Source organism: Rhizobium sp. P44RR-XXIV (assembly GCF_001999485.2).
Taxonomy (GTDB): Bacteria; Pseudomonadota; Alphaproteobacteria; order Rhizobiales; family Rhizobiaceae; genus Rhizobium.
The window spans coordinates 1,547,031-1,564,445 of record NZ_MPVZ02000028.1 but is presented as its reverse complement, the minus strand read 5'-3'; the positions used below and the strand labels follow the sequence as shown (position 1 = coordinate 1,564,445).

10 protein-coding genes and 3 pseudogenes are annotated in these 17,415 nt (G+C 60.4%); 5 read left to right on the top strand and 8 right to left on the bottom strand.

Annotation, left to right across the window (positions count from 1 at the left end; genetic code table 11):
* Positions 1–94: 94 nt before the first annotated feature.
* The 3 genes and pseudogenes from BSK43_RS24815 to BSK43_RS24805 form a co-directional block, all read right to left on the bottom strand.
* Positions 95–3,213, bottom strand: a pseudogene (locus BSK43_RS24815) (efflux RND transporter permease subunit).
* Positions 3,210–4,450 (bottom strand): annotated as a pseudogene (locus BSK43_RS24810) (efflux RND transporter periplasmic adaptor subunit). The pseudogenes BSK43_RS24815 and BSK43_RS24810 overlap by 4 nt, the downstream one beginning before the upstream one ends.
* 428 nt (positions 4,451–4,878) lie before the next feature.
* Positions 4,879–5,667, bottom strand: a complete 789-nt coding sequence (locus BSK43_RS24805) for an SDR family oxidoreductase (protein ID WP_077472612.1) — start codon at positions 5,665–5,667, stop codon at positions 4,879–4,881.
* Positions 5,668–5,962: 295 nt separating this feature from the next.
* Between BSK43_RS24805 and BSK43_RS24800 the strand changes: the two genes are divergently transcribed.
* Positions 5,963–7,627: an electron transfer flavoprotein-ubiquinone oxidoreductase gene (locus tag BSK43_RS24800; RefSeq protein WP_136687224.1), complete on the top strand. Its 1,665-nt coding sequence runs from the start codon at positions 5,963–5,965 to the stop codon at positions 7,625–7,627.
* 6 nt (positions 7,628–7,633) lie between these two features.
* Complete coding sequence (locus BSK43_RS24795) at positions 7,634–8,161, top strand: GNAT family N-acetyltransferase (RefSeq protein WP_077469936.1); 528 nt, start codon at positions 7,634–7,636, stop codon at positions 8,159–8,161.
* A gap of 556 nt (positions 8,162–8,717) precedes the next feature.
* Here the strand turns inward: BSK43_RS24795 and BSK43_RS24785 are convergent.
* Positions 8,718–9,632 carry a DMT family transporter gene (locus BSK43_RS24785; protein WP_077470135.1) on the bottom strand — a complete coding sequence of 305 codons (915 nt, stop codon included), beginning with the start codon at positions 9,630–9,632 and terminating at the stop codon, positions 8,718–8,720.
* Between the two features lie 144 nt (positions 9,633–9,776).
* Here BSK43_RS24785 and BSK43_RS24780 point away from each other — a divergent pair, with 144 nt between their 5' ends.
* Positions 9,777–10,250 carry an Lrp/AsnC family transcriptional regulator gene (locus BSK43_RS24780; RefSeq protein ID WP_077469937.1) on the top strand — a complete coding sequence of 158 codons (474 nt, stop codon included), beginning with the start codon at positions 9,777–9,779 and terminating at the stop codon, positions 10,248–10,250.
* A gap of 65 nt (positions 10,251–10,315) precedes the next feature.
* Here BSK43_RS24780 and mgtE read toward each other — a convergent pair whose 3' ends face one another.
* Both mgtE and BSK43_RS24770 read right to left on the bottom strand, forming a co-directional pair.
* Complete coding sequence (gene mgtE, locus BSK43_RS24775; RefSeq protein ID WP_077469938.1) at positions 10,316–11,689, bottom strand: magnesium transporter; 1,374 nt, start codon at positions 11,687–11,689, stop codon at positions 10,316–10,318.
* Positions 11,690–12,044: 355 nt separating this feature from the next.
* Positions 12,045–13,057: pseudogene (locus BSK43_RS24770) on the bottom strand (zinc-binding alcohol dehydrogenase family protein).
* Positions 13,058–13,161: 104 nt separating this feature from the next.
* Between BSK43_RS24770 and BSK43_RS24765 the strand changes: the two are divergent.
* Positions 13,162–13,566, top strand: a complete 405-nt coding sequence (locus tag BSK43_RS24765) for a helix-turn-helix domain-containing protein (RefSeq protein WP_077469940.1) — start codon at positions 13,162–13,164, stop codon at positions 13,564–13,566.
* Here BSK43_RS24765 and BSK43_RS24760 read toward each other — a convergent pair.
* Positions 13,531–14,739, bottom strand: a complete 1,209-nt coding sequence (locus BSK43_RS24760; protein WP_246662691.1) for an MFS transporter — start codon at positions 14,737–14,739, stop codon at positions 13,531–13,533. The two genes, BSK43_RS24765 and BSK43_RS24760, sit on opposite strands and share 36 nt — an antisense overlap.
* Positions 14,740–15,071: 332 nt before the next feature.
* Here BSK43_RS24760 and BSK43_RS24755 point away from each other — a divergent pair, with 332 nt between their 5' ends.
* Positions 15,072–16,019, top strand: a complete 948-nt coding sequence (locus tag BSK43_RS24755; RefSeq protein WP_077469942.1) for a diacylglycerol kinase family protein — start codon at positions 15,072–15,074, stop codon at positions 16,017–16,019.
* A 4-nt stretch (positions 16,020–16,023) separates the two neighbouring features.
* Here BSK43_RS24755 and BSK43_RS24750 read toward each other — a convergent pair whose 3' ends face one another.
* A complete protein-coding gene (locus BSK43_RS24750) occupies positions 16,024–17,364 on the bottom strand; it encodes a glutamine synthetase family protein (protein ID WP_077469943.1) in 1,341 nt (446 codons plus the stop codon).
* Between the last annotated feature and the right edge of the window lie 51 nt (positions 17,365–17,415).

Here is a 17,415-nt window from a genome sequence, read left to right as displayed (position 1 = left end):
ACAGCAAGTGCAAGACTTGGCGATGGTTTTATTCGGCCCGTCTGCAATTCTGATCGTGTCAAACGAAACGGGCGCCTCTCGGCGCCCGTTCCTGTCACTCGGCGGCAATCGCCGTCGGCGGCTCTTTGTGATGCGGGTCCTTGTCCTTGCGCTTGCCAAGGCGGCCCAGGAAGTCGTTCAGACGGTTCATCTCGAGGAAGATAACCGGCGTGATGAACAGCGTCAGAAGCTGCGAGACGACCAGACCACCGACAACCGCGATGCCGAGCGGCTGGCGCAGTTCCGAGCTGGCTCCACCACCGACCGCGATCGGCAGTGCACCAAGCAGGGCGCAGAAGGTCGTCATCATGATCGGCCGGAAACGGCGAACGCAGGCTTCGTGGATCGCTTCCGCCGGTGAGACGCCGCTACCGGATCGAAGCGTCTCCAGTGCCACGTCGATCATCATGATCGCGTTCTTCTTGACGATACCGATCAGCATCAGCAAGCCGATGAGGGCGATGATCGACAGGTCGAAGCCGAAGACCTTGAGCGCAAGCAGTGCGCCGAGGGCCGCGGCCGGCAGACCGGACAGAATGGTCAGCGGATGGATGAAGCTTTCATAGAGAACGCCAAGCACCACGTAGATCGTCAACACGGCAGCCAGGATCAGATACGGCGTGCTGCCCTGCGATTGCTGGAAGATCTGGGCGGTGCCGCCGTAGGACGTGAAGATGTCCGCCGGCATGTTGATGTCCTTCTTGATCTGATCGATCCGGGCCGTGGCGTCGCCAAGCGCTTCGCCAGCCGGCAGATTGAAGGAAACGGTGGTCGAAACGAGCTGCCCCGTCTGGTTGATGGTGACAGGCCCGGTGGTGCGTTGGACATGAGCGAAGTCCGACAAGGGAACTAGCGCACCGCTTGCCGAAGAGATGTGGATATCCTCCAGCCGCCGGTCATCCCATGGCGTGCTGGTGTCGAATTCGACCATGACGTCATAGCTGTCGCCGGTGGTTTGAATCTGCGCGGCGTTAAAGCCGCCGAAAGCTTCCTCCAGCGTCGTGCGTAGCTGGCTGTTGTTGATGCCGTAGAGCGCCGCTTTTTCGGTGTCGATGACGATGTTGGCTTGCAGGGCGTTGTTCTGCTCGTCCGATGCAACATCCGTGAAGCGCGGATCGCGGCGCATCTGCTCCAGCATCTTGTTTGCCCAAAGATTGGTCTGGTCGGCACTCAGCGCCTGTATGACCAACTGATACTGGCTGGCAGTCTGGCGGCCGCCGAAGCGCAGGCTCTGCTGCGGCGTGATGTACGCCCGCAAGCCGGGGACCGACGCGATGCTGGCGCGGAGTTCACGCAGCGTCTTGTCCAGCGGCTCACGTTGATCCTTGGGCTTCAACTGAACGAACATTGTGCCGTTGTTCAGCGGCTGCCGGGTGCTGCCGCCAACGATCGACATGACGTGGCCGACGGCCGGGTTCTGTTTGACAAGCGCGGCCGCCTGGTTCTGCAGGTCTCGCATGGCCGGATAGGATATATCCTGACGCGCCTGCGTGGAAATCTGCAGGCGGCCGATGTCCTCAGTCGGGAAGAAACTCGCCGGCAGCACCATGAACAAATAGAGCGAAAGCCCCACCGAGCCGAGGAAGCTGAGCAGAACGATGCCGCGATTGCGCAGGCACCAGGCAACACCCGTGTCGTATCCGCGCTGGACTGCGTCAAACCCGCGGTTGAACACGCGCACCGGATAGGGCGGCTGCCCATGGCCGGCCGACAGGCGCGAGCTGAGCATCGGCGTCACAGTAAGGGAAACGATAGCGGACGCGACGATGGCAATGGCGACGACCATGCCGAATTCGTTGAAGATACGACCGACAACGCCGCCCATCAGCAGGATCGGGATAAACACCGCGATCAGCGAGATGGACATGGAGATGATGGTATAGCTGACTTCGGCCGATCCCTTGATCGCCGCCTGCAGCACCGGCATGCCTTCCTCGACATGCCGCAATATGTTTTCCAGCATGACGATCGCATCGTCCACCACAAGCCCGACCGCGAGTGTCAGTCCTAGCAGTGATATGTTGTCGACACTGTAGCCCAGCACATACATCATGCCGAAGGTCGAAATAAGCGACAGCGGCACGGCAAGGCCGGGGATGATCGTTGCCGTTACGTGGCCGGTAAACAGATAGATGACGAGAACGACCAGGCCGATGGTCAGCAGCAGCGTGAACTTCACGTCGGAGATGGCATCACGGATCGGCTGGGCCGAGTCGTTCATGACGCTCGTCGTCACCGATGCCGGAATTTCCGCATGCAGTTGCGGCAGCTTCTTGTTGATCGCATCGACGACTTCGACGGTATTGGCGTCCGGCTGACGCTGGATCGCCAGAATGATCGCCTGCTTGCCATCGTACCAAGAGCCCGCATTGGTATTTTGCACGCTGTCCTGGACGTTGGCGACATCACTCAGGTGGATCGGCGCGCGTTCGGATTGGCGATGACCAGAGACTTGAATTGTGCGGCATTGGTATTCTGCGTATTGGCGTTGAGCGTCATGCTCTGCTTGTTGTTTTGCAGAGTGCCGACCGGAACCTGACTGTTGGCATTGACGATTGCGCTGTTGACGGTGTCGATGCCGATACCGAGGGCCTGCAGCTTGTCCGGATCGACTTCGACCCGCACGGCGTAGGTTTGCGCGCCGTACACCGTGACTTCCGCCACGCCTGAGATGGTCGATAGCGAAGGAGAGATGATGTCTTCGGCGATTTCGTCGAGCTTGCTGCGCGGCATCGTATCGCTCTGCACGGCAAGCAGCATGATCGGAGCGTCGGCCGGGTTCGTCTTTTTGTAGCCGGGTGGCGTCGTCAGGTTGTTAGGCAGCTGGCGATTTGCATTCGAGATCGCGGCCTGCACATCACCGGCGGCGGCATCGATACTGCGGCTAAGATCGAACTGAAGGACGATGCTCGTATTGCCGAGCGAGCTCGTCGAAGAGATTTCGCTGATGCCGGGGATGGTTTCGAACTGCTTGATCAGCGGTGTGGAAACCGAGGTTGCCATCGTCTGCGGCGAGGCGCCGGTCAACTGTGCCGAAACGTTGATGGTCGGAAAATCGACCTGGGGTACGGCGGCGACCGGCACGAGCTGATAGCCCGCCAGGCCGGCCAGAACGACACCCAAAGCCAGAAGCGTGGTCGCAACAGGCCGCTCGATACAGAACCTGGGTATCATTGCTGCGCTCCAACTGAAATCGTTTCGCTTTTCTGGTTCGTCTGACCATCCGCAGCCGCCACGTTCTCAGACTTTTCGTCGGAGAATTGCTCGACGACATTCTGGCCGTCGATCAGCTGTACCTGGCCTTCGACGACGACGTGATCACCCTCCGAAAGACCCTTGGCTACCGCTGTGAAGCCGCCATTCTCGCGCTCTACGGTGACCGGCGTCATATGAACTTTGTTGTCCTTGACGACATAGGCAAAGAAGCCGTCCGGGCCGGGGCTGATCGCCACGGTCGGAGCGACGATCACCGGCTCGCTGTCGTTCAGGTGAACCACGACGTTGACCGCCCGGCCGGCCAGATTGCGCCATTGGCATTTTCGAACTTCGCCTTGACGATGATGGTGCCGGAGGTGGGATCTACCGTGTTGTCGAAGAAGCTGACTGCACCCTGGCGGGCCTTGCCCTTGCTCGACTGTGGAACGGTGCTGACCGGCACGACGCCGGCCTTCAAGGCTTCCTCCAATTCCCGCAACTGATTTTGCTGCATGTGGAATTGGACGTAGATCGGATTGTATTGGGTAATGGTCACGACGGCAGAGCCGGGGGTGAGATAGGCGCCGGGGCTCGGAACGATATTGCCAAGGCGACCGTCATAAGGCGCCCGGATTTGGGTGTTCTCAAGCAGAACCTGGTCGGATGCGAGCTGCGCCTTGTCGGCGTTGACGTCTGCCGCGGCCGTATCGCGTGCTGCGACGGCCTGATCGACCGTCTGCTGCGTCCCGGCATTGGCGAGCAGGCTCTTCGCTCGCGTGAGGGCTGATTCTGCCGCCACGAGCGTCGCCTGATCCTTGGCTATAGTGGCTTGATCCTTGTCGACGGCGGCCTGTGCGGTCCGCGCGTCGAGCTTTGCGATCAGATCGCCAGCCTTGACCATCGCTCCGTCCGTGGCTTCGATCGACGTAACGATACCGGATTCCTGCGCGGCAATAGTCGTTGCATTCTGTGCAACGGCCGAGCCAGTCGCCGTGATGTCATTCGGCAGGAGCCGCTTGGTGACGGCAGCCGTCTTGACGGTGGAGGTCAGGCTGGCTTGCTTTTTGCCGCCTGCCGGTGCCGCCTTGCTCGCATCTTTGGTTTCTGCAGAGGCCGGCTCAACAAATGAGGAAAGGAAAGGAATGCGGTCGCGATAGCCCCAGGCTGCAAGGGCAGCAATGAAAAGGAGGCCGAGGGGAAGCCAGATTTTTTTCATATTAAAGAACCGGTCGAAGCGAGTTGAAAAAAGCGCGGTGCCGCCGAAGTGTATTTATTGCGTCGCACAACAAAGACGAGTTGCGCCACAATCCATCACATCGCCGTTACCGCTAACGTTCGGTTATTCTGTCCCTATAACGCGAATTCATGAACGCTCATCCAGCGCAATCTACCACAGTTCGACGGCACGAAAAATTAAAGCTTGGAAAGCTTTCGAGTTGCTAAGGCTTTTGCGGTGCAACAAATGATCAAATGGCTATTTTTTGATTGCCGTTATGTAATAAATGGATGGCTTCGTGGTTCTTTGCATCGTTTATAGTGCAAAGCACGTTCGCAAGCCTCATAGCAGTCTCGGTCTATGCTCACGCAATCGTGTTGTCGGCCCCCGTTTACAGAGGGCCGGTTTTCCAACGGCCCATGGTGCCTTCAAAGTGAACGGGCAGCGCCTCCGTCGCAGCGAACCATCGTTCCGGTCACATAACTTGCCGGCCCGCTGCAAAGAAAAGCTGCCGTTGCCGCGAACTCCTCGACACGACCGTAGCGGCCTGTGGGTATGCGTTGCTGGCGCTCGGCACTGACGTCTTCGAGGCTTTTGCCGCCGCGCTTGGCTGCAGCCGTGTCAAGCTCGGCTAGCCGGTCGGTCGCGATGCTGCCCGGCAGCAGCATGTTCACCGTGATTCCGTGAGCGGCGACTTCGCTCGCCAGCGTCTTGCTCCAGCCGGCCAGCGCCGGGCGTAGTGTGTTGGAAAGCGCCAGACTGGCGATCGGCTCGATGACGCCGGAGGAGGCGATGGTGAGGATCCGTCCCCAACCCTGTGCCTTCATGCTCGGCAGGAGCGCGTTGGTCAGGGTAATGATCCGCGACACCATGGAAATAAAATAGGTCTCCAGGCGATCGGCGGTCATATCCTCGGTCGTCCCCGGCGTCGGGCCGCCGCTATTGTTGACGAGAATGTCGATGCCCCCGAGTTTCGCGGTCACCGCCTCACTGACGACCTGCACGAAATTCTCGTCGTTGAGATCGGCCCAGATCCAGTCGGCATGACCTTTACCCTCGGCATTGATGGCCTTGCAATTGCCGTCGAGCCTTTCGCCGCTGCGGCCGCAGAGCAGCACGTTTGCACCTTCGCGCGCTAGCGCCACGGCGATGCCATGTCCGAGGCCCTTGGAAGAGGCGAGCACCAGCGCGCGTTTTCCCTCGATACGAAGATCCATCTCGATAATCCTTCCCGCTATCCGAGTTCCCAAGCCCTACCTATAGAGTGCCCACCGCTGTCTTTGAAAGTCGCACCGGGGCAGAAGGTCGCAAACGCCATCAGAATATTGACGTTGACGTAAGAGTAATTTAGCTTGATTGTCGCGCTGGGTGAATTGGGGGATTGCCTGTCGCTTCCCGGCTCGACAATCCCTTTCCATTTTGACAAGAGAATAGTCGAAATGGGGAAGACGCCCAAAGGGGGACAGGCCGCGCTCCGACATCATCGAGCGCCTGGTCAATCGGAGAGAGTGAATGACAGACGCGATGGATCTTCCGGAACGCGAGAGCATGGAATTCGACGTTGTGATTGTCGGGGGCGGTCCGGCTGGCCTGTCAGCGGCAATCCGGCTGAAGCAGATCAACGCGGATCTGACTGTGGTCGTGCTCGAAAAGGGTGCCGAGGTCGGCGCGCATATCCTGTCGGGCGCCGTCGTCGATCCGATCGGCATCGACCGGTTGCTGCCCGACTGGCGCGAGGAGGAGGGCCATCCCTTCAAGACCAAGGTGACCTCGGATCACTTTCTGCTCCTCGGCCCCGCCGGCTGCATCCGCCTGCCGAACTTCCTGATGCCGCCGCTGATGAACAATCACGGCAATTATATCGTCTCGCTCGGCAATGTCTGTCGGTGGCTGGCCGAAAAGGCGGAAGCCCTCGGCGTCGAGATCTATCCCGGCTTTGCGGCGACGGAAGTGCTCTATAATGACGAAGGCGCCGTCATTGGTGTGGCCACCGGCGACATGGGCATCGAGAAGAACGGCGAACCAGGCCCGAACTATACGCGCGGCATGGCATTGCTCGGCAAATACGTGCTGATCGGCGAGGGCGTGCGCGGCTCGCTTGCCAAGCAGCTGATTGCCAAATTCGATCTGGCGCGGGACAGCGATGTGCCCAAGTTCGGCATCGGCATCAAGGAACTCTGGCAGGTGAAGCCCGAGAACCACAAGAAGGGTCTCGTGCAGCACTCCTTCGGCTGGCCGCTCGGCATGAAGACGGGCGGCGGCTCGTTCCTCTATCATCTGGAAGACAATCTGGTTGCCGTCGGCTTCGTCGTGCACCTGAACTACAAGAACCCCTATCTCTATCCCTTCGAGGAATTCCAGCGCTTCAAGACGCATCCAGCGATCCGCGGCACCTTCGAGGGCGGCAAGCGCATTTCCTATGGTGCGCGCGCCATCACCGAGGGCGGATACCAGTCGGTGCCGAAGCTGACCTTCCCCGGCGGCGCGCTCATCGGTTGCTCGGCCGGCCTCGTCAATGTTCCCCGTATCAAGGGCAGCCACAATGCGGTGCTGTCGGGCATGCTGGCGGCGGACAGGATCGCCGAGGCGATTGCTGCCGGTCGCGCCAATGACGAAGTCATCGAGATCGAGAACGAGTGGCGCCAGACGGATATCGGCAAGGACCTCAAGCGGGTCAGAAACGTCAAGCCGCTGTGGTCGAAGTTCGGCACGGCAATCGGCGTGGCGCTTGGTGGCCTCGACATGTGGACCAACCAGCTGCTCGGCTTCTCCTTCTTCGGCACGCTGAAACACGGCAAGACGGATGCGCAGTCGCTGGAGCCTGCCGCGCAACATCAGAAGATCGACTATCCGAAGCCGGATGGCGTGCTCACCTTCGACCGCCTGTCCTCGGTGTTCCTGTCGAACACCAATCACGAGGAAGACCAGCCGGTGCATCTCAAGGTCAGAGACATGGCGCTGCAGGTATCGTCGGAGCACGATGTCTTTGCCGGTCCGTCGACGCGCTACTGTCCGGCCGGTGTCTATGAATGGGTGGAGAAGGATGGCAAGGAAACCTATGTCATCAACGCGCAGAACTGCGTCCACTGCAAGACCTGCGATATCAAGGACCCCAACCAGAACATCAACTGGGTGCCGCCGCAGGGCGGCGAGGGGCCGGTCTATCCCAATATGTGAGATGGAATGACGGAGATCGAGCAAGACGCCTACACGATCCGTCAGGCACGGCCGGATGAGTTGCATTTGCTGGCAGCGATCGAGATCGATGCTTTCTGGGTTCTGCATGAGGCCGGGGCAGTGGATTGCGAACCCACTTCTCTGTCGCTCGACGTGTTGAAGCAATCTGTTGCGCAGCAATTGTTGTTCGTTGCCGTCGATATCGAAGATCAGCCGTTCGGGTTTCTGGCCGGTATTCGAAAGGACGGCTCCGTCCACATCGCCGAACTCGATGTCGTCAGGCGCTGGCAGAAGCGCGGCGTCGGACGCCGGCTGATGGAGGCTGCGATTGCAGCCGCCAGAACTCAGGGTGCCGTCGGGCTTACCTTGACAACGGATCGGCAGGCGGCCTTCAACGCGCCTTTCTATGCGTCGCTGGGGTTTCGCATCCTGGATGACGAGCAAAGGCCGGCTGTTCTCACGCAGATCCTCGAGAACGAGTTTGCCCAGGGTGCCGATCCGGCCAGACGCGTGGCAATGGTGCTTCGATTCTGATCCGTATCCGGGGGGCAGATCACCAATCCGAAGCGCCATGATGTCGAAGACAGGAAAACGAGTTTAGTGGCGAATGCCACCGATGGCGGGTTTCGGCTCAAAGCGGACAAGTTGCTCCGTCTAACTTCCAAACAAGTGCGGAATTACAACGAGCAATAGCACCGCCCAAGGCAACAAACCGACCGACCCCGCCATCGTTGCCTGGCAAAGGAAGCCTCCGCTTGCCATACGCTTGAAGCCGAGACAGTTGAAACCGGTTTCATGTGACGAGAGAGCCTGAACTCTCACATTACCAAAGGAAATCAACGGCACTATTATGCGGGCGGTCGTGTATCCTAAGACCTCTAAAATGAAATCGACAATAAACACGTCTGCCCTCACCGCAGCTATACCTAAAAGATCGTTTGCCCGCACTACCACAAGTTTGGGTAGTGCGGATTGAAATTTCAAGTCCTGAACTGGAGCATTTTATGAGCCCATCATGTCTGCCCGTAGCGCGAAGTTGCTGCGAGATAAGCATGCAAGGCTGGTGACATTTGCGGCCTGGCTGCAAGAATTAATGCTGGGCAGGCTTCCGGGCGAATAGGCCGGTCGAAAGGGCGACGCCGATACCGGTCACGATGGCGGCTGCGATCCCGGCCACGCCGATTTCCTCACCAAGCAGGAGGCCGCCGCCGATGGTGGCGAGGACAGGCGTGATGGCGGTGAAGGCTGCTGCCTGCGTGCCGCCGAGAGCCTGGACGGCAAGGCCATAGGCAAGGGTGGCGGCAAGGCCTGACAGTAGGCCCTGGCTGACGACCTGGAGGCCGATTTCCGGCAGCGGAACCGAGGCGAGCGAGCTGCCGAAGACGAAGGCCAGTCCGACATGGATGAGGAAGGACCAGACGGCGATGATGGCGCTCGATTGCAGGGCGCTGAGGCCGGAGCGGCGGAAGGCATGGGTATAGGATGCCCAGAGCAGGGCTGCGAGCGGCAGCAGCGTGAAGCCTTCCCAGGAGATCTGCACGCCGTAAAGGCTGCGTGCCAGAAGGATGACGACGCCGGCGACGATGCCGCCCAGGCCGAGCCAACGGGTCACATCGAGCCGTTCGCGAAACAGCGTCACGCCGATCACTGCAGCCGCCAGCGGCATGGAGCCACCGAGCAGGATGCCGGCTGCCGAGGCCGGAGTGAATTGAATGGCGAAGGTGGTCAGCTGGAAGAAAAGGGCGCCGGAACCACAGACCATCAGCGCCAGCAGCTTCAGCGGCACGCCCTTCGGCAAGAGGCCAGTCCGCCACCAGACGGGAGCCAACACCAGCGCCGGCACGCCGTAACGGATAAGACCGAGGTCGATCGTGCTCATCTGGGTCTCCGCCGTGTGGCGCGTGGCGAGAATCCAGTTTGCCCAGATGAGAACGGTGATGATCGCGCCGGCATAGCCGATCGCTGTGGGGCTGATTTTGCGGGTGGGGAGGGTCAAGGCGGTCATCGACATATCCTTTCCAACGATCCGGTTTGTCTTTCGATAGGAAGAAGATAGCGCCGAAGGCCGAGGCATGTCCTTGCTAGTTATGGCTCTGGAAACATGATATAAGCAATAATCTGCCAATATGGATGATTGAGTTTCTCAGATATGCCAAAACTGGATAAATTCGATATTGCCATCCTCAACTGCCTTCAGGAGGATGCGCGGGCCACGAATGTCGAAATCGCCGAGCGTGTGAACCTCTCGCCATCTCCATGTCTAAGGCGCATTCGCAATCTGGAAAAATCCGGGCTGCTGCGCGGCTATCGCGCCGATATCGACCGTAAGGAAGCAGGCCTGGGCCTGACCGTTTTCGTCGAGCTCAAGGTCGGCCATCACTCGAAAGAGAACTCCGAAATGCAGCAGGCAGCATTGCTTGCCATTCCTGAAGTCGTCGCCTGCCATCTGATTTCAGGAACGGCGGATTTTCTGGCCGAAGTGGTGGTGGCGGATCTTGCCGCCTATGAGAAGGTACTGTCGGAAAGGCTTCTGGTGCTTCCCGGCGTGGTTGATCTGCGCTCGAATTTCGCGATCCGCACGATCAAGACCAATGGTGCGCTGAAATTGCTAGAGCCTGAATGAGGCAGCCGGAGTGAAAATGAAAAGGGGCCGTTGCCGGCCCCTTCGCGATGAGAATTTGATTATCCTCAGAGCATCGTTCCACTAAGGATCATTAGGGCGACCGAGAAGTAGATCACCAGGCCGGTGACATCGACCAGCGTGGCCACGAAGGGCGCCGATGCACTGGCGGGATCGAGCCGCAGCTTCTGCAGAACGAAGGGCAGCATCGAGCCGGCAAGCGAACCGAAGGTCACGATGCCGATCAGGGCCGCAAAGACCGTAAGGGCGACAAGCTGCCAGTGCGGGCCGTAATCGAAGAGACCGATGGTCTGCCAGAGCACGATGCGGGCGAAGCCGACGAGGCCGAGGATGGCGCCAAGCACGATGCCTGTGGGCAGTTCGCGGATCGCGACGCGCCACCAGTCCGAAAGCTTCAGTTCGCCGAGCGCCAGCGCCCGGATGATCAGCGAGGTCGCCTGCGAGCCGGAATTGCCGCCCGAGCTCATGATCAACGGGATGAACAGGGTCAGCACGACGGCCTTTTCCAGCTCACCCTCGAAATGCTGCATGGCGCTTGCCGTCAGCATTTCGCCAAGGAAGAGGGCAGCGAGCCAGCCGGCGCGCTTGCGGATCATGCCGGCAAAGCTGATCTTCATGTAAGGCTGCCCAAGGGCTTCCATACCACCGAACTTCTGGGCGTCTTCGGTTGTATCGGCAATCATCGTATCGATGACGTCGTCGACGGTGACGATCCCCAGCATATGGCCCTTGTCGTCGACAACCGGAAGCGCCAGCAGGTCGTGGCGGCGGATCAGGCGGGCGACGTCTTCCTGCTTCATCAGCGGCGGCGCCGTGACCGGCGTGCCCTTCTGGGCCACCGTGAGAATACAGGCATCGGGCTCACCGGTGATGAGACGGCGCAGCGTCACGACATGCAGCAGCACATGCGTTTCATCGTCGAGGACGTAGATGGCATAGACGGTTTCGCGGGAGCGTTCGACCTGGCGAACATGGTCGAGCGTCTGTGCAACGGTCCAGCTTGCGAGCACGCTCACAAACTCCGTCGTCATGATGCCGCCGGCCGTGCGCGGCGGGTAGCCCATCAGGCCCTGGATTGCCACCCGGGCATGCTCGTCGAATGTGGCGAAGAGACGGGCGCGGGTGTCGATATCCATCTCGAGCAGCACGTCGGCGACGCGGTCGTTCGACATGCCGTGCAGCAGCCGCGAGGCGTCCGCATTGCCCATGACTTCGAGAATGGCGGCTGCGTTGCGCAGCTCCGGCCGGTCGAGAATGCGCACGGCGCGTTCTTCCGGCATCTTGGCGAGGATGCGTCCAGCCTCGGCCACATCGAGCACGTTCAAGGACTCGACGCGTTCGGCGATGGTGACGCCACGGTTGTTGTTGATGAATGCACGAGCGGCATTGCCGGCCCGCGCGGGAAAGCTGTTGATGTTCATTATAGCTCGCCTTTCCGTCGATCCGCCGTCGTAGCGGATCGTGGCGAGCCGACAGGAGTCGGTTAGTGCACGAATGCTACTGACGGCAAAGGCAATCGACTACTACTGTCGCTAGGCATCTAAAGATGGCTCCGGTTAATCGGCATGGAAAAGCGCTGCTCTCCATCTGGGGCAGAAGTCGCGCCGAAGGCATAAAAAGTCAAGAGGTGGAAACGGTTTAAAGCCCCATGTCGAAAGAAAAATTTGCTTGGGTGCTTGAAATTTTGTGCGGCGCAACAGGTGGCGTTGCGAATGCGTTAAAACAGCGTGGCCGGACGATGAGCGCCCGGCCTGATTTGCCCTCGATTTTGGCCGTTCAGAAGCCTGCCAGAACGACCTTGCCCTTCATTTTGCCGGTCTCGACGAGGGCATGCGCCTTCTTCAGATTGGCGGCATTGATCGTGCCCGCGGTCTCCGTCAGCGTCGAGCGGATCTTGCCGGCATCGACCAGTCCGGCGACCTTCGTCAGCAGCTTGTGCTGCTCGATCATGTCGGCCGTGTTGAAGAGCGGACGGGTGAACATCAGCTCCCAATGGATCGACACGGCCTTGCGTTTGAAGGGCACGACGTCGAGCGTCTTCGGGTCGTCGATCAAGGCGAACCGGCCCTGCGGCGCAATCGCTTCGACGATCGACGTGATGTGGTCCGTCGTGTTGGTGGTCGAGAAGACGAAGGCCGGCGCGCCGATGCCAAGCGCTTCGATCTGCGGCACAAGCGGCTTCGAATGGTCGATCACGTGATGCGCGCCCAGCTCCTTGACCCAAGCCTGCGTTTCAGGCCGGGATGCCGTTGCGATGATGGTGAGATCGGTGAGCGCGCGCGCGATCTGGATGGCGATCGACCCGACGCCGCCGCGCCGCCGATGATGAGGATTGCATTCGCGACGCCGGGAACGGGATCTTGTACCTTCAGGCGATCGAACAGCGTTTCGTAAGCCGTGATCGAGGTCAACGGCAGTGCTGCCGCCGGCGGAAAATCGAGGCTTTTCGGCTTGGCGCCCACGATGCGCTCGTCGACCAGGTGGAATTCGACATTCGAACCACCGCGATTGATGGCGCCGGCATAGAAGACTTCGTCACCTGGCTTGAACATGGTGACGTCGGGACCGACAGCCCTGACGATGCCGGACGCGTCCCAGCCGATGATCTTGTACTCACCTTCGGCCGGCGCGACGTTGGCGCGGATTTTGACATCGACCGGATTGACGGAGACGGCCTTCACTTCGACGAGCAGATCGTGACCCTTGGCCTCGGGTGTCGGCAGATCGATATCGATCAGGGATGTTTCTGCGGAAATGGGCTGGGGTTGCTTGTAGGCGACTGCACGCATGGGAGAAGCTCCTGGTTTTGTTGCACAGAGGCTAGATGCGCATTATCATCGAAAGGCGCAAGAATGCACAAATTCTGTACGTAGGTACAAAAAGGATACCGTCAATGTCGCTGCCCCGCTCCAAGCTTGTCAAGAATTTCCCGGGTTGTCCGGTCGAGGCGACGCTGAGCCTTCTCGACGGCAAATGGAAGGGCGTGGTTCTTTTTCACCTGATGGAAGGCACGCTGCGCTTCAACGAAATCCGGCGCAAGCTGCCGTCGGTGACACAGCGCATGCTGACGAAGCAGTTGCGCGAACTCGAAGACTCCGGGTTGGTGTCACGCACCGTTTTTCCGGTCGTGCCGCCGCATGTCGAATATGCTTTAACGCCGCTTGGCGCCAGCCTGCGGCCGATCATCAAGGCGATGGCGGTATGGGGCGAGGAGAATGTCTTCTGTCACAACGGCCGGCAGGAGCTGGCAGCGCCCGCCGCTTCAGGCGTGGCCCGTGCGGCGTTCCAGGCCAACTGAAACAGCGAAGATCGCAAGGCCGGCGACGGAGAGAACGGCGCCGACATAGCCTGTGGCAGCCGCGGTGAAGCCCCAGGCGATGACCATGCCGCCGAGCCAGGCGCCCAGCGCATTGGCGATGTTGAAGGCGGAATGGTTGGAGGCGGCAGCCAGCGTCTGCGCATCGGCGGCCACATCCATCAGCCGGGTCTGTACTGCGGGACAAGCGGCAAAACCGCAGCCGATCAGGAAGACGCAGACGCAGAGCATGATCGGATTGGCGGCCGTCAGCGAAAACAGCGTCATAGCGATGATGTTGAAGATCATCATGCCACCGATCGTGCCCTTGATCGAGATGTCGCCGAGGCGCGAACCGACGATGTTGCCGACATTCATGCCGATACCGAACAGCGCCAGCACCACGGGCACCATGCCCGCACCAAGGCCGGCGACCTGGGTCGTCGTGGTTGCCACATAGCTGAAGATCGAGAACATGCCGCCGAAACCGACAGCGGCGATGCCGAGCGTCAGCCAGATCTGAACGCGCTTGAGGGCGCCGAGCTCGCGGGTGATGCTCGCGCCTTCCTCAACCTTGTCCTTCGGCAGAAAGAGGGCGATGAGCAGCATGGTGACGAGGCCGACGCCGCCGACCATCATGAAGGCGGCCCGCCATTCAAGAATCTGGCCGAGGAAGGTGGCAATCGGCGTTCCCACAAGTGTGGCGATGGTGAGGCCAAGCATGACCTGGCCGACAGCACGAACGCGGCGATGAACCGGCACCATGGAGGCGGCAACCAGCGCGGCAACGCCGAAATAGGCGCCGTGCGGCAGTCCGGTGATGAAGCGCAGCGCCGCGAAGCTCGTATAGGTCGGCGCGAATGCGCTGGAAATATTGCCGGCGGCGAAGATCGCCATCATCAGCAGGAGGAGCGTGCGGCGCGCCATCTTGGCGGCGAGCACGGCGATGACAGGTGCGCCGACGACGACGCCAAGCGCATAGGCGCTGATCACATGGCCCGCTTCCGGCGTCGTGACGCCAAACGTATCGGCGACATTGGGCAGCAGCCCCATGATGACGAATTCGCCCGTGCCGATGCCGAAGCTGCCGACGGCGAGAGCCAGCGTCACAAGCGCAATGGCGGTACGCGAGGGCGCTTCGACTGCGATTTGGGAATCGAGGACGTCGACGGCAATATCGCTCACGAAAACTCCTTGGGCGGCAAACCAGGCTGAGCGCCGCGAATCGGGCAACGAACCCCGGCTTCAGTGTTCAATGCATCAAATTGCAATAAGGGACTGGCGAAGCACGGACATGCCTCAAACATACTATCAATCACGGTGAGGTTACTGTCGCGTGCATTTTTTGCAGCGCAGCATGTCGAATGATGCATAAGTGAGTGCGGGTCCGCTCGGGTGCCAGGCCGCCACAGCGCTTGAAATTGCTTCATCAGAAACCATCTGTGAAAAAGCGCACGGGGCATCAGCTCCTTTCTGAGACACAATTTGTGGAAACACCGGGAGCCCCGATGAAATTGATCGGCTTCTTCAATCGCGATGGCGGTACTTTCCGCACGACCGATATGACTGCCTACGAGGCGAGGGCAGAGCAGGTTTTCCGCGATGCCGGTCATGAGTTCGAAGCCGTCGTCGTGGCCGGGCGAGACATCGTATCGGCCATGGAGCGTGCCGCGCGTCGAGATGATATAGACGGTATCGTCGCCGGCGGCGGCGATGGCACGATTTCGGCCGCTGCCTCGATCGCCTGGAAGAACGGCGTTGCGCTCGGCGTCATTCCCGCCGGCACCATGAACCTGTTCGCGCGCTCGCTGCGGTTGCCGCTCGATATCTGGCAGACGCTGAATGTGCTCGCGACAGGCGAGGTCGATCAGGTCGATATCGGCAGCGCCAATGGCCGAGCCTTCGTGCATCAGTTCTCGGCAGGCCTGCATGCGCGTCTGGTGCGTTATCGCAATAGCTACACCTACCGTTCGCGCATCGGAAAGATGTCGGCCAGCACCCGAGCGGCTTTCGGCGTCATCGCCAATCCGCCGGAATTCGACGTCGATTTCGAAGCCGGCGACACTCGCGGGCATCGGCATGTCTCAGCAATTTCGGTTTCCAACAATCCCTTCGGTGCCAATGCGTTGCTCTATGCTGATAATCTGCGCGGCGGCGAACTGGGGTTTTACACGGCCAAGCCCTTGCGGCCGCTTGGTGTGGCCCGCCTGGCCGTCGACATGTTGCGAGGCCGGGTGCGCGACAATACCGATGTCATGGTGATGCATGCGCCGGAAGTGCATCTGCATTTCCCGAAGCTGCGCCAGCTCGCAAACTGCGTCATGGATGGCGAGCTGCTGCCGCTTGCCCGCGATGTGATCCTCAAGGTTCACCCCGGCGAACTCAAGGTGATGGTTCGCGAAGGCACCGGCGCCCGCGTCGAGCGCGAAGGCGCGGTCGACAGGCTGGCGGTTTAACCGTTCAAAGGCGCGGCAGGTAGGTCCGGTAATCGAAATCGGAAACGCTGCGCAGATAGCGGATCGCCTCCTTGTGTTTCGTATCGCCATAGAGCTTTTGATAGCGCTCGCCGAAGATATCGGCGATGAATGCAGAGGCGCGGAAGCGTTCGACGGCCGTCAGGAAATCATGAGTCAACTTGGGCGCATCGGCCGGTACTTGAGACGGCGTTGATTCCTCGCCCGGATCGAGGTCGTTCTGCAGCCCAAACAGCATGCCGCCGAGAATTGCCGCCAACATCAGATAGGGATTGGCGTCGGCGCCGGCGACACGGTGTTCGATGCGCGCGCCGGGCCCATCCTTTTCAGGAATGCGGACGGCCGTGCCGCGATGACCAAAGCCCCAGGTCAGATCGACGGGAGCAAACGAGCCCGGCTGGAAGCGGCGATAGGAATTGGCGTAGGGCGCAAAGATCAGCTGCGCATCCTCAAGCGTCTGCAGCAGACCCGCACAGATCGACTTCAGCTTCTTCGGCTCGCCGCCCGCTGCGTCGAGGACATTGCGGCCCTGATCGTCGATGATGCTGGCATGCACATGCAGCCCGGAGCCGGCATGGTCGGTATAGGGTTTCGCCATGCAGGTCGATTTTAGGCCGTGCTTGCGCGCCGCCTGTTCGGCCACGCGCTTCAGCATGATGCAATCGTCGGCCGCTGCAAGCGCATCCGGGCGGTGCAACAGGTTGATCTCGAACTGGCCGGGGCCGAATTCCGCTGTCGTCGCATCCGCCGGCAATCCCTGCGCCCTGGCATAGCTGCGCAGCGTTTCAAGATAGCCGTCAAGCAGGTCGACAGCGTCCATATCGTAAAGCTGATAGCCATTCGGCTCGTCTCGATAGGTCAATGCCAGGGGCGGCGAGGGGATGCCCCTGTCGCGCCAGTCGCCGGCGAGCAGGTAGAATTCCAGCTCCGTCGCCACGACGGGGGTGAGGCCAAGCGCCTTGTAGCGGTCGAGAACGGCAGAAAGAATGGCGCGGGGATCCTGAAAGCTCGGGCTGCCATCAAGCTCATGCATGGTAGCCAGCACCTGCTTAGATCCAGCCGGCGCCCAGGGCATGTCCGCCAGCGTGCGCTTGTCGGCAACGCAGGTGCCATCGGGATCGCCGATCGTCAGCGACAGGCCGGTAATGTCGTCATTGTCATCGCCCCAGATATCGAGCGATTGCGTCGAGGTCGGCAGCCGCACGGCGCCGGACCAGACCTTCTTTTCGGCCGAAATCGGGATCTGCTTGCCCCGCAGCCGGCCGTTCATGTCCGAAATCAGCACCTCGATGCGCGCGTTACCTTCGGTTGCGTTGTCGGCCGCCATGCTCTTGTAAATCCCCCATGCTCACGTCATGGTCGTAACCGATCGTAGCCC